This window comes from Botryobacter ruber (assembly GCF_003347595.2).
Lineage (GTDB): Bacteria > Bacteroidota > Bacteroidia > Cytophagales > Hymenobacteraceae > Pontibacter > Pontibacter ruber_A.
The window spans coordinates 186,534-199,782 of sequence record NZ_QCZK02000055.1 but is presented as its reverse complement, the minus strand read 5'-3'; the positions used below and the strand labels follow the sequence as shown (position 1 = coordinate 199,782).

The window sequence follows — 13,249 nt, the reverse complement described above, 5'->3', positions numbered from 1 at the left end:
GCCCCGCTGCTTTTATGGCTAACTAAACGCTTTGTTTATACTTTGTTTGCCTGCTGACGCATGATAAAATCAGCGAGCACGAGGGCAGCCATGGCATCTACGATAGGCACGGCACGCGGCAGCACACAGGGGTCGTGGCGGCCTTTGCCTTTCAGGGTGATTTCCTGACCGCTGTCGTCGATGGTTTGCTGGGGCTGCAGAATGGTAGCAACCGGCTTGAACGCAACGTTGAAATAAATATCCTGGCCATTGGAGATACCGCCCTGGATACCACCGGAGTAGTTTGTTTTTGTCCGGATGTTGCCTTGCTCGTCGGTATAGAACTGGTCGTTGTGCTGCGAACCTCGCATTTTCACACCCTCAAAGCCGCTGCCATACTCAAAGCCTTTCACGGCATTGATGCTGAGCATGGCTTTTCCCAGTTCGGCATGAAGCTTATCGAACACAGGCTCACCCAGTCCGGCCGGCACACCTTTTACCACACAGCTCACCACGCCGCCAATGGTATCCAGGCTGTCGCGGGCGTCTTCTATCAGACCAATCATACGGGCTGCTTCGGTACTGTCGGGGCAGCGCACGATGTTGGAGTCGATCTGGCTCAGGTCAAGCTCGGTGTATGATTTCTGCATTTTAATGCTGCCTACCTGCGATACATAAGCATGCACGCTGATGCCGTGCTGCTGCAGGAATTTGGCTGCCAGTGCACCGGCGGCCACACGCGCTACAGTTTCGCGGGCAGAGCTTCTGCCGCCGCCACGATAGTCTCTCAGGCCGTACTTGGCGGTGTAGGTATAGTCGGCATGCGAAGGGCGGAAGGCGTGCTCGATATGGCTGTAATCGTGGCTGGCCTGGTCTTTGTTATTTACCACCATGGCAATGGGCGTGCCCAGTGTTTTGCCTTCGAATACCCCCGATAGCACGGTTACCTTGTCTTCCTCTTTGCGGGGAGTGGTAATGTTGGACTGGCCCGGGCGGCGGCGGTCCAGGGCATGTTGTATTTCTTCTGTGGTGATGTCGAGGCCTGCAGGGCAGCCATCCACAATAACGCCTACAGCAGCCCCATGGGATTCTCCGAAAGTCGTGATCCTGAAAAGCTTTCCGTATGAATTGCTCATTTATACTTCTTTTTTATAAAACACAAAAGCCGATACCAGCAGTAGTACCAGCAAAATAATATTGGTGTAGCGCCTGATTTCCTCAAAAGAATGCAGGCTGACTAAAGTGTCGTCTTCGTTTTGAATAATCTTGTAAAAAGGCCCCAGGTCCCGCGACAAAATCAGGGCATCGGTATCGCGCTCGCCTGTAACATGTACCGTTACCGACGGTCTTAGCGTATCGTAGGCTGCCGTAACAGGGTTAAAAAAGATCCACTGCATGGTTTCGTGTAAGGGATATGTTCCCGGTTCACGGCCTATTACACGATAGGCAAAGGTTTTAGCTCCTACTACTCTGCCTCTGCGCCTGGTAATATCCTGCCGCAGGTCGGGCGGGTAAAACTCCAGCCCCTGCACCGGCGCAGGCTCCGGCGCCAGGATAGCCGCCAGGTTTCCTTCCCCCACAATCCTGAACTGGTATGTTACACTTTTGTTCACAGGCACCGTACGCTGCGACAGGCTTTCCTGTAAGCTGTAAATGCCAACGGGCACCTGTTCGCGCAGGGGGTGCGGCGGCAGTTCTTTCACCGAAACCACCCGTTCCCACGAAAAAAAGGTTTTATACCCTTCCAACCTGTCTTGGCTCAACAAGTTAAGGTTTTTAGCCACCTTATACTTTATCATCTTCAAAGAAAGTGCAGGAAAAGTAAGCGGCTCCGGGTTTATGGGATACATAACGGCCTCGTAGAGCTTAAACCTGAGAAAAGATTTACCGCCAACCGTTACTTCTTCAGGCGTTATTTCCGTGGTTTCAAAGGTTTCTTCCCAGGCATTGGGCTGTTTCAGCTGCCGCAGGATGGTTGAAATCTGGTTGCCAAAGTCGTAAAAATCGAGCAGGCGCTGGTCCTCTATGGCCAGGTAAAAATATAAGGCCACTGTTAACCCTTCGCCTATAAACACTTCCTGCTTGTTTGTATAAAGCGACAGGAAGGCATTATCTTCCATGTCGATGTACTCCTGCGGCTCATCCGACACCACCTCCCCCGGCTCTTCGTCGGTTAACCCCTCCTCTGGCAGCGGCACTCCCTGCCCATTGCTTACAGCCATTGGCTGCACCTGCAGCACGGCCCCCTTCGACTGCACCGTTTGCCCGTTCACCCGCATGGTAAAGGGCTCCAGTTCAAATTCACCTTCCTCGAAGGCAGCATAGTTTTGCGTGAGCGTGTACACTACTGTACTTTTACCGCCGGCTGTTATGGTTTTAGTAGACGAAAACCGGCTGCTCTTTTTAAAGCCCTCGATATCCGGAAAAGGAGAATGCTCTTTCAGTTCCTGGTTTTCCAGCACCACCGATACTGTAAAATACTGGTTGATCGGGAATGTCGTCTTACCCAGCTCAATACTGACTTGCTGCGCCAGCACCGGCACATGACAGACGATAAAGAACAAAGCGACAAGCAATAAGCGCATAAACCGGAACCGCCACTGTGCGGCATGAGTTGTATCAGGAATAAAAAGCAAATTTATGAAATTTTGGCATTAGTACACAGCTGCACAACCATTTGGGTGCAGATACCGCGCTAAATAACCGGCAACCGGGTAACTTTCCTGTAAACTGCACCATTCTTTTTCTGCAAAACCGCACTTCTGCTGTGCTTGCCTGGCAGGCGGTAAGGGAATGGTGGCAGTAGCAGCAGTATATCTGAACCGCCTCAAGCCATTTTTCTGCAGCCGAAGCTGGTCAGCAAGGGGTATGATCAAAGCAAATTCATGTATCGCTACATTATTTTCATTTTTAAACGTTGCATAGCATTATAAGCAGAAGCTGTTTACACTTAACAGCTTAACTTTTATGTTACAACAACGTAATAACAGCAGATAGACATAACTGTCAACCGGGCTAAAAGAAAAAATTCTTACAAATATTTGTTAGTTTTTATTGATTTAAATATTATTTTCTTCCTACCTTTACAGCACCAGATAACCAAGAGAAGAAGAAAGACTTAAAGAACAAATTATAGTAACAACGCAAAAAACCTACATCTAATATATTATATCAATACGACAATGTTAGAATACGTTAAGACCATTTTACAAAAAGTGAGTTTCGACAAAGAGCTTTTTGAAAAAGAGTTAAAAAAGTCGTTAAAATTCCTGGGACTGGACGAGATTACGCAACTTAAAAGCTGGTGCTACGAAAAATTTTCTGGCATGTACCTGCGCGTACTGAACCGGGTTTTCTCTAAATCACAGGCTGCTTAACTAAAAAAATCCGGATAAATAGTATCTCTGCTATTTATCCGGATTATCCTGCACAAACCGGATATTGCGCAGCAGGCCGCTATAACCTGTTCTTTTCACAGCTGACTTCCTGAACAGCTGCGAAAAAATTTCTTGTGTTATTTCCTGCCAGTCCGCTTTTTTCAACTCCTTCAGCTGCGGGTGCGGATCGAAGGCCTGTTCTTTATGTGGTTTGCTGAAACGGTTCCAGGGGCAAACATCCTGGCAGATATCGCAGCCAAACACCCAGTTCCCGAATTTCCCCTCCATTTCCTGCGGCAGCTGGTCCTTCAGCTCAATGGTAAAGTACGAAATGCATTTGCTGCCATCTACTACGTAAGGCGCTACAATGGCGTCGGTGGGACAGGCATCCAGGCAACGGGTGCAGGAGCCGCAGTAATCTTTGATGGGCCCATCGTATTCCAGTTCCAGGTCGATAATGAGTTCGGCTATAAAATAAAAGCTGCCCACCTGCGGGGTGATCAGGTTGCTGTTTTTGCCTACCCAGCCTAAGCCGCTCTTTTTTGCCCAGGCTTTATCGAGCACCGGGGCCGAATCTACGAAACAGCGTCCGCCTACCTCTCCTATTTCCTCATTTATGTACCGCAGCAGGTCCTTCAGCTTATCCTTGATTACAAAGTGGTAATCGGTGCCGTAGGCGTATTTCGATATTTTGTAGGTATCCTCCTCCGGCTGGCGCTCCTCCGGGTAATAATTCAGCAGCAGCGACACCACCGACCTAGCGCCATCCACAAGCAGGCGCGGGTCCAGGCGCTTATCGAAATGGTTTTCCATGTAGTGCATCTGCCCGTGCATGCGCTGGTTGAGCCAGTTCTCCAGCCGGGGCGCCTCTTCCTCCAGGAACTCCGCTTTCGATACGCCGCAGTACATAAAACCCAGTTCCTGCGCTTTCTGCTTAATCAGCTGTGTGTGTTTTTCTTTTGACAAAACAGGATTGACTGTGGTACTTATAACTGCACAACACTTAGAAGCAAACTAAATCCGGTTGCAGTTTCATTTATAAATTACTCAGAATAAAACATCGTAAAGTAACCTTATTTTAATATTTCAATAGACTCTAAAAAGTAAAACTTGGCCTCCTCAGAGGTTTCAGTTGGTTGTGCAAGTGGTGTATGCGTCAAGGAGCATAGTTTGTCTTTTGTCAATATAGTTCGGTTAGTTCTCTTAACACTACTTCCATCTCCCTGCGGTACTGTATAAGAAAAGTTAATCCCTTTAAAACCTTCTAGGGTAAAAGAAGCTGAATCAACAAAAGTTCCCTTCGCATTATTGACGAAAGATCTAATAAATCCTTTATAAAACTCTTGTGCATTTTCAATGTGATCTTGATCAGGTCTAAGTGGCTGATCAATAACGAGCGCCATGTATAAGGCATCTTCCGTCTGGGCTTTATAAACTTGTACTCCATTTATTACACTAGTATCAGGCTGGACTGGGAATTGTACAGCTATACTAGAATCCACTTTTACTATAAACCAACCTGCACTGGGAAGGGTATAGGAAAATAGCACAAAAGATAATAGCGCAAAAATAGGCAACATTAAATCTGTGATAGTACAAGCCTTCATATTATATAATTTACAACCGAGGTACCTTATATCTAAATCTCAATTAATATTTTTAAAGATAACAAAATAAGCAGAGACACACTAAAGTGTGCCTCTGCTATAAACAAATCGAAACGAAAATCAAAACAAATACTTACTGCTGATCGAACAGGCTGCCGCCCATTACCTGTTGCGGTGGAATCTTGCCGAGGTGCCTGTAAGCAGCTTCCGTTGCTTCGCGGCCGCGGGCTGTCCGTTTGATGTAGCCTTCCTGTATCAGGAAGGGTTCGTACACTTCTTCAATAGTTTCCGCTTCCTCGCCGCAGGCTGTGGCTATGGTTGATATCCCAACCGGACCACCTTTGTACTTGTCGATGATGCAGGACAGGATGCGTTTGTCCATGTCGTCGAGGCCGCTGTGGTCTACGTCGAGGGCGTTGAGGGCAAAGCGGGCAATTTCTACCGTGATGGTACCGTCGCCTTTTACCTGGGCGAAGTCGCGGGTGCGGCGCAGCAGGTTGTTGGCAATACGGGGTGTGCCGCGGCTGCGGCGGGCTATCTCGTACGCTGCTTCGGCATGGATAGGCGAACCCAGTATGGCGGCCGAACGCTTCACGATAGAAGTCAGCAGCTCCGCATCGTAGTACTCGAGCCGGGCATTGATACCAAAGCGCGCCCGCAGCGGGGAAGTCAACAAGCCGGAACGGGTGGTGGCGCCAATCAGTGTGAACGGGTTCAGGCCAATCTGCACAGACCGGGCATTCGGGCCAGAATCGAGCATGATGTCGATCTTGTAATCTTCCATGGCCGAGTACAGGTACTCTTCCACAATCGGGTTGAGGCGGTGGATCTCGTCGATGAACAGCACATCGTTCTGCTCCAGGTTCGTCAGCAGCCCCGCCAGGTCGCTTGGCTTATCCAGCACCGGCCCGGACGTCATTTTAATATTGGCGTTCAGTTCGGAGGCGATGATGTGGGAAAGGGTGGTTTTGCCTAGTCCCGGAGGCCCGTGCAGCAGCACATGGTCCAGGGCATCGCCGCGACGGCTGGCGGCCTGCACAAATATTTTCAGGTTTTCCACCACCTTCGCCTGACCGGTAAAGTCGCTGAAGCTAAGGGGGCGAAGGGCCTTGTCTACTTCTTTTTCGGCTGGCGACATGTAGTCGTTGTCGCCGGTGAGATAATCTTCTCTCATGGTAATCTTATGCGTTAAAATCAGCTGCTCCTATAACAGTTTCAGCGTCAGATTGGCTCCAATTCTGCCTACGAAGTTACTCAATTTTGCTAACTTTTTTACACAAACTCACCATTTATCTAATCATATTAGCAAAAGCAACAAAAATAGCAGTGGTGGTGACAGATGCAGTAAAGATATGGGATTCCATCTGCTTCAGCAGTGGCTGTGGTGGCAGGTGCAGTGAACTTTTGCGTGAAGGATGGAGCGGTTGTTTGAGCTCCTCCGGCTTTTTCTGCCGGAGAGCGAGCCGCGAGAGCCTGACGGCTTGCGCAGCTCGCCGGCACGCCCTGGTGAAGTTACCACACTTCCTGCCCAACTACTACTGTTGAACCGCTACTTTAGACTGCAAATCGTTTTGCTACAGCAGCCACCATTGCCTTAGCTCCTCCCATAAACCGCTTTACTTAAACGCTTGAATACCCGTAATGTCGGAACCGGTAATGAGCAGGTGGATTTCGTGGGTGCCTTCGTAGGTGATGACCGACTCCAGGTTCATCATGTGGCGCATGATGGGGTAATCGCCGGTGATGCCCATGCCGCCTAGTAATTGCCGTGCCTCCCGGGCTATTTTCAGGGCCATTTCCACGTTGTTTCGTTTGGCCATGGAAATTTGCTGCGTGGTGGCCTCGCCCTCGTTTTTCAGGGTGCCCAGCCGCCAGGCCAGCAGCTGTGCTTTGGTAATTTCGGTCAGCATTTCGGCCAGTTTTTTCTGGCTGAGCTGAAAGGCTGCTATCGGCTTATCGAACTGGATGCGTTCTGCTGCATATTTCCGGGCGGTTTCGTAGCAGTCGATGGCGGCGCCTATCGCTCCCCAGGCAATGCCGTAGCGGGCGGAGTCGAGGCAGCCCAGGGGACCGCGCAGGCCCTCTACGTTCGGAAACAGGTTTTCTTTCGGCACTTTCACATTGTCGAATACCAGTTCGCCGGTGCTGCTGGCCCGCAGGCTCCACTTGTTGTGGATAACCGGCGTCGTGAAGCCTTCCATGCCACGTTCCACGATTAAACCTTTGATGCGGCCTTCCTCGTTTTTGGCCCACACCACCGCCACCTGCGCCTCCGGTGCATTGGAAATCCACATTTTGGCGCCGTTCAGCAGGTAGTGGTCGCCTTTGTCTTTGATGTTGGTCACCATGCCGGCGGGGTTGGAGCCATAATCGGGTTCGGTCAGGCCGAAGCAGCCCAGCCACTCCCCGCTTGCCAGCTTGGGCAGAAATTTCTCGCGCTGCTCTTCGGAGCCGTATTCGTAAATCGGGAACATCACCAGCGAACCCTGCACCGATGCCGTGGAGCGCATGCCGGAATCGCCCCGTTCTATTTCCTGCATGATCAGCCCGTACGAAATGTAGTCGAGCCCGCCGCCACCATATTCGGTGGGGATGGTCGGACCAAAAGCGCCAACTTCGCCAAACTTCTTTACGATCTCCGACGGGAAGTGCGCCTGCTGTGCCCACTCTTCGATGTAAGGCGAAATTTCGCGCTTCACAAAGTCGCGCATGGTCTGGCGGATGAGCTTGTGTTCGCTGTTGAGCAGTTCGTCGATGTTGTAGTAGTCCGGTGCGTCTGAAGATTCGTAGGCCATGGGTTTGCTTGTTTGTTGTTGAGGTTTGCCTTTCTTTAGCAGTACGTAATACGGCATAAAAGCAGCAAAAGACGAAACAGCAATTTTGGCAAAAGCCCATAAAAAAAGCCCCATCAGCTTGCTGATGAGGCTCTTCTGTAGCAGCTTGGGAAGTTAAAACTTCAGCCCCACCGACAGCAGGAAGTTGCGCGTTGCCTGCGGGTAGTAGAAATTCTCGGTTGTTTGCTGCGCTCCATAAATGTAGCTGAAGGTATAGCCATTGGCGGCATAGCGCTCGTTAAACAGATTGTTTATCTGCAGCCCCAGCTCCAGCTCTTTCAGCACCTTCCCGAAGCCAACATTGTAGCGCAGGCGCAGGTCGCCTACCTGGTAGCCCGGAATTATGCGGCTTTCGTTGGAGGTATTGTCCAGGTACTGCTTGCTCACGGTTTTGAAGAGGAAGGCGCCACGCAGGCCCTTCAGCACCTCTACCTCCAGCTGACTGGCCGTTACCCAATCGGGCGAAAAGGCGATGTCTGTTTTATGATAGGTGTTGCGTTGCTGCTCTCCGGAATCGTAATTGTCGATAAACTCGCTGAAGTTGTTAATCTTATTCTGGCTGTAGGCAATATTGGAGCTTAAGGTGGTAAAGGAACCCACTTTCAGCGCACCGGCCAGCTCTACGCCCTGTCGGTAACTTTTATCGATGTTGGTCCGGATGTAGGCGCCCACATCGTTTATCTGCCCCGTCAGTACCAGCTGGTTTTTGTAGTTCATGTAGAAGTAATTCAGGTCGACTTGTGCTACCAGTGTTTTTCCGGCAACGCTGCCAAGGGACTGGGAGCCTCTGTAGCCTGCTTCCACGTTTCGAAGTGTTTCATGGCTGGGGCGGCTGCTCGGGGTGGAGCTGATAAAATCTTCCCGCACCGGTTCCCTGTTCCCGATGGCATAAGAAGCATACAGCTGGTTCAGGGCATTCAGGCTGTAGGTAACACCGGCTTTGGGGTTAAAGAACGTGAAGTCTGCCTCCTGCGTGATGTTGGAAAGGTCGTTATCGTACCCCAGGAAGGAGTAACCGACGGTACGCAACTGCAGGTCCGTGAAAACATTCAGTTTATCGGTGAGGCCGTAGCTAACCTTTCCGAAGATGTTAAAGTCGGTTTTGTTCCCGTTGTTGTCGTAGTACCTGTCGCGGATGTTGGAGGTGGAGGCATAGCGGGCCCAGATAATTTCGCCGAAGTGCCTGCCGTCGTACCTGTTCCAGGCTCCTCCCAGCGTTGCGTCGAGGCGGGCGCTGGGGTTGTAGCGTAAGGCATAGGTTACGCCATAAAAATCATTGTCGAGCCAGCGGCGGCGGATCAGGTCGGTGGTGGTGATGGTCTCAGAACCGATCACTACATCAGGCAAACCGTAACTTGCCAGCTCGTCCTCTGCCCGGAACTGCTCGTAGTAGCCGTGGCCATAGGTGTAGTGCAGGGCGCCGGAAAAGTTGAGCGCTGTAGTCAGCTCCTGTGCAAAGTGCAGCTGGTAGTGGTCCTGCTGGTAATTGTCGGTTTCGTTGTCGTAGGTGTAGTAGTTATAGCGGCGGCCGGCGGTAACAAGGTTCAGGCTGTCGCTGCCCCCGATGTAGTTGCGCTCGATATAGGCCTGCAGGTCAGCGGCATTGCCGTACACCAGCGCTTCGGGCGTGCCGTACCAGGCCTGGTAGGTCTTTTCCTGACCCGAGAACGTTACGAACTTCAGGGTAGTCTTCTCGCCGAAATAGCCCCCCGAAAAGTAAAACGACTTCAGGTCGGAGGAGGCGCGGTCGATGTAGCCATCGGAGGTGATGCGCGACAAGCGGCCATCGAAGGCAAATTTACCGTTGATCAGGCCGGTGCCAAAGCGTACGTTGTTCTTCCAGGTATCAAAAGAGCCGTAGGTGTGGTCGGTTTCGGCGTAGGCTTCGCGGCGCAGCTGCTGGGTTTGTATGTTGATGCTGGCTCCGAAAGCACCGGCTCCGTTGGTAGATGTTCCTACCCCGCGCTGCACCTGCATGTCCTGCACCGAAGAGGCAAAGTCGGGCATGTTCACAAAAAAGACACCGTGGCTCTCCGCATCGTTTACCGGGATGCCGTTTACGGTAACATTGATGCGGGTAATGTCGGAGCCCCGGATGCGGATGCCGGTATAACCGACACCGGCCCCGGCATCGGAGTTAACCACCACCGAAGGCGTCTGCTCCAGCAGGTAAGGCAGGTCCTGGCCGAAGTTACGCGCTTCAATTTCTTCTCTGCTGACGTTGGTATAGGTGGTGCCGGTGTTTTTGTTGGCTCGTGTAGCTGTCACCACAACCTCTCCTGCACTTAAACTGGCAGACTTCAGCTGAAAATCGACCACGGTGCTTTTCGTCAGCACCACCTGCTTTTTCACGGTTTCGTAGCCCAGGAAGCTTGCCGTAAGCTGGTAGGTTAAGGCAGGCATATCCTCAAACATATAGTTTCCGTACCGGTCAGCTTCCATCGCTGTCGCGTCAACCGGATGTTCTAACAAAATGGTGGCGCCCGGCAAGGCTTCGCCGGTGGCCGCATCGGTAACCTGCCCGCTTATGGTGTGCTGGGCAAGCAATTGCAACGGCAACAGCACAAGTGCCACTGCCATAAGTAAATTTTTCATGGAAAGTGAATTGTAATAATTTAAATAAAACCCAGACAAGCCAGGGGCTAGCTGTCCGTTCGTTTTGTTCCCTCGTTTTCCCTTCGCCGGCATTACCCGGATCAGGTGCAATGGGTATGATCTCAGCCCGTTGTTGTAAGGCACCCCTAAAACCAACTGCAAAGTTAATCCTATTTTCAGACTACCGGGAACGAAATGCAGCCAGCAGGCAAAATCATAAAAAAATCCATAAATAAACACATGATTTACACCACATTCCGCTGCTGTAACGGTTGTTTATCCCACTCCCTTACAGGCTGGTGCAAGGCCTGAATGCTATCTAAATACAGTGCATTATTTTTTGGGCAAACAGAAAAACCACATAGCCCAAAAGTACGTTGAAAACAATAAACAGCTCTTACACCCCCCTCTACAAAAGGGGTACAACAAAGACCTGACAACTAACACGATGTAATATGATTAAGTAGAAATGTGATGATGATCAGCTTACTTTATACCTTTGCTTTGCTTTCGATTCTGGCGTTCTATGCATTCTCGCCACATAAAAAATATGGTACTCCCCCGTCTACCGACAACGACGACGACGGAGGAGAGCCAATTGGTGACGACCTGCCGGATTTGGACCTCCCACCTGGAATATCATTACCGATTAATGATTTTGAACCAGATTATAACATTAAAAAGATCAGGGTCCCCAAGTTTCCGGAACCGTCTTTACAATGAAGAACAGAAAAAGCCCCAGCTGATGCAAATCAACCGGGGCTTTCTTGTGTAGGTACGGTTCTGTTTTGGCTTGGCTCGTCGCTTAACAGCAGAGGCTGTGGTGGCAGGGGCAGCAGAATAAAAACAGTTAAAAACGAGCGTGCAAAAGCCGCCGCGGGCTAATCTTTTATTTAACCGTAATGCTGAACGTTCTCTCAAATGCCTGCTTCGGCCCCAGGGAGTTAATGCCTTCTTTCTCTTCCAGTGCTCCTGTGTCGCCTGCGCGGCTGGCAATGCCACACCAGGGCTCGATGCACACATAAGGCGACGGACCGGGCTTGGCCCAGATACCCAGGTAAGGAAAGCCGGGATAGGCTATTTCCAGGCGAATGGAATTTGTCTTGCTCGCCAGCACCAGCTTTTCCGACTTCAGGTTTTTGAGCACAATGGCATCTTTATCGAAGTAGCTGTGGCGCAGCGGCAGGATGCGCTCCTGCTCCAGCAGCGGCTCTGTTTCGCCGGAAAGCAGTCCTTTCTCGTTCAGCAGGTACCGCCTGGCCGTTTCTTCCTGCTCAAACTCGATGTAATAGTCGGAGTACTGCTCCCCCGCGTACAGCGGCACGTTGAAGCCCGGATGTGCGCCCACCGAGAAGTAAATTGCTTTGTCGTCTTCGCTGTTTACCAGATAGCTTACCTCCAGCCTGTTATCTATAAGCTTGTAAGCAACCAGCAGCCGGAACCTGAACGGGTACTGCGCCAGTATGTCGTCGTTGTATTTCAGTTCGAGCACCAGTTTGTCGTGGTGCTCCTCCACCAGCCGGAACTCGTGCAGGCGGGCAAAACCGTGGCGCTTCATCTGATAGCTTTGCCCCTCGTAGGTATACTGCCCGTCGGGGAGTTCTCCTATTATCGGGAACAGGTTGGGCGCCTGGCCAGCCCAGATGGCAGGATCGCCCTGCCAGAGCAGTTCCAGTTGCGCATCCAGTTTTAGAATGAGGTGTTGCAGTTCGGCGCCTTTGGTGTCGACGCCTATTTTTAAAAAGTCGTTTTGGATAAAGTGTAGCATAGGTTCCTGTTAGCGTAAATGATGTTCGTGCAGCAGCGCCTCTACGTGCTGTACGGCCAGCTCGAAGCGGGCATCCTGCAGCCCGGAAATTTCGACATAGCGTGCTCCCAGCTGCTGCAGCTCGCTTTTATACCAATCGTAAAAGTACTGCCGCAGGTGCGGGTGCTCCCGTTGCGGGTCCGGCTCCCACGGCAAATCAACGCCCATGAGCAGGTAAAGGTTATACTCTTGCTGCTTTAGTTTTTCCTGAATCCAGTTGGGGCAGTGGCCAAAGGCATGTTCGCTCCAGATCCGGAGCACCAGCATATCGGTATCGGCAAACAAAAGCGTGTTGGCTTGCGGCTCCAGTTGCTGCTCCAGGGCCAGCTGCCCGGCAGCAATCGCCTCGATGTCGGCTAAGGTGTAGTGGCTGCCCAGGTTGCCAATATAGGTGCGGGCATATTCCGGCACCCACACGGTATTGTAATGCTGCGCCAGCCGCTCCGACAAGGTAGACTTGCCCGTAGATTCCGGCCCGGTAATCGAAACTTTTAACATGAAATACTTTTTATACGGCAGCTGCGCCACGGCAATACTGCCAAAGATAAAGGAAAGCGTGTATTTTATGGGTGAAGAAGCGAAAATCCTCCTACACTACAGGCAATAAAAAAAGGCTTAGAAACTTTAACAGCTGTTGCAGTTTCTAAGCCCTCACGGGAGTCTGTTCAATGGCTCAGTTTTCGGAGAAGTTGTAGCCGTAAAAGTTGTACACCTCTACTTCTTTGGGTCGTTTATCTCCATACTGTCTGTAAAAAATTTGTTTAGGGCTTTCATCAGGTGACTCATATCCCCACTTTAACCTGTTAACATACTTCAACTCTTCGGGCAATTCTATCTTACGATGCTTCATCTTAGTGCATGTTTAGGGGGTTGAACAAAGTGTAAACACGGTATTGGTACTCGGGCATTGGCTGGCAAGGGTGCCGTAATGGGCAAGGCAGCCATCAGTATGTACGTAAGCAACCCGCATCAGGATAGCAGGAAATGCAAACCGGCTAAGAAAAATTTAATCTTACCTGCTGTTACAGCTTCTTTCGGGCGCTTTACCCA

Annotated in this window: 11 protein-coding genes and 1 riboswitch; of the genes, 1 reads left to right on the top strand and 10 read right to left on the bottom strand. The window is 50.9% G+C overall.

What is annotated here, in order from left to right; translation table 11 throughout:
- Positions 1–35: 35 nt before the first annotated feature.
- Together aroC and DCW36_RS19070 are read right to left on the bottom strand one after the other, a co-directional pair.
- The gene (gene aroC, locus DCW36_RS19075) at positions 36–1,115 is read right to left on the bottom strand and encodes a chorismate synthase (RefSeq protein WP_114778351.1); all 1,080 of its coding nucleotides are present in this window, start codon (positions 1,113–1,115) and stop codon (positions 36–38) included.
- Positions 1,116–2,615: a BatD family protein gene (locus DCW36_RS19070; protein ID WP_128396994.1), complete on the bottom strand. Its 1,500-nt coding sequence runs from the start codon at positions 2,613–2,615 to the stop codon at positions 1,116–1,118. It abuts the gene before it with no gap.
- A gap of 546 nt (positions 2,616–3,161) precedes the next feature.
- On the opposite strand from DCW36_RS19070, the gene DCW36_RS19065 reads away from it, so the two are divergent.
- Complete coding sequence (locus DCW36_RS19065; RefSeq protein WP_114778349.1) at positions 3,162–3,356, top strand: hypothetical protein; 195 nt, start codon at positions 3,162–3,164, stop codon at positions 3,354–3,356.
- A 30-nt stretch (positions 3,357–3,386) separates the two neighbouring features.
- Here the strand turns inward: DCW36_RS19065 and queG are convergent, their stop codons facing one another.
- The 8 genes from queG to DCW36_RS22660 all read right to left on the bottom strand — a co-directional run bounded on the left by queG (position 3,387) and on the right by DCW36_RS22660 (position 13,049).
- On the bottom strand, positions 3,387–4,322 hold the full coding sequence (queG, locus tag DCW36_RS19060; protein WP_114778348.1) for a tRNA epoxyqueuosine(34) reductase QueG: 936 nt from the start codon (positions 4,320–4,322) through the stop codon (positions 3,387–3,389).
- Positions 4,323–4,429: 107 nt separating this feature from the next.
- On the bottom strand, positions 4,430–4,963 hold the full coding sequence (locus tag DCW36_RS19055) for a hypothetical protein (RefSeq protein WP_125185149.1): 534 nt from the start codon (positions 4,961–4,963) through the stop codon (positions 4,430–4,432).
- 133 nt (positions 4,964–5,096) lie between these two features.
- Positions 5,097–6,137: a Holliday junction branch migration DNA helicase RuvB gene (ruvB, locus tag DCW36_RS19050; protein WP_114778346.1), complete on the bottom strand. Its 1,041-nt coding sequence runs from the start codon at positions 6,135–6,137 to the stop codon at positions 5,097–5,099.
- 442 nt (positions 6,138–6,579) lie between these two features.
- Positions 6,580–7,758 carry an acyl-CoA dehydrogenase family protein gene (locus tag DCW36_RS19045; RefSeq protein WP_114778466.1) on the bottom strand — a complete coding sequence of 393 codons (1,179 nt, stop codon included), beginning with the start codon at positions 7,756–7,758 and terminating at the stop codon, positions 6,580–6,582.
- A gap of 153 nt (positions 7,759–7,911) precedes the next feature.
- Positions 7,912–10,392 (bottom strand): TonB-dependent receptor, encoded by a 2,481-nt coding sequence (locus tag DCW36_RS19040; protein WP_114778345.1) that lies wholly within the window; start codon positions 10,390–10,392, stop codon positions 7,912–7,914.
- A 61-nt stretch (positions 10,393–10,453) separates the two neighbouring features.
- Positions 10,454–10,550, bottom strand: a riboswitch (TPP riboswitch).
- Positions 10,551–11,281: 731 nt separating this feature from the next.
- Entirely contained in the window at positions 11,282–12,160 is an 879-nt protein-coding gene (locus DCW36_RS19030) for an aldose 1-epimerase family protein (RefSeq protein ID WP_114778344.1), read from the bottom strand.
- Positions 12,161–12,169: 9 nt separating this feature from the next.
- Positions 12,170–12,697 carry an AAA family ATPase gene (locus DCW36_RS19025; RefSeq protein ID WP_114778464.1) on the bottom strand — a complete coding sequence of 176 codons (528 nt, stop codon included), beginning with the start codon at positions 12,695–12,697 and terminating at the stop codon, positions 12,170–12,172.
- A 175-nt stretch (positions 12,698–12,872) separates the two neighbouring features.
- A complete protein-coding gene (locus DCW36_RS22660; protein WP_164891185.1) occupies positions 12,873–13,049 on the bottom strand; it encodes a hypothetical protein in 177 nt (58 codons plus the stop codon).
- Between the last annotated feature and the right edge of the window lie 200 nt (positions 13,050–13,249).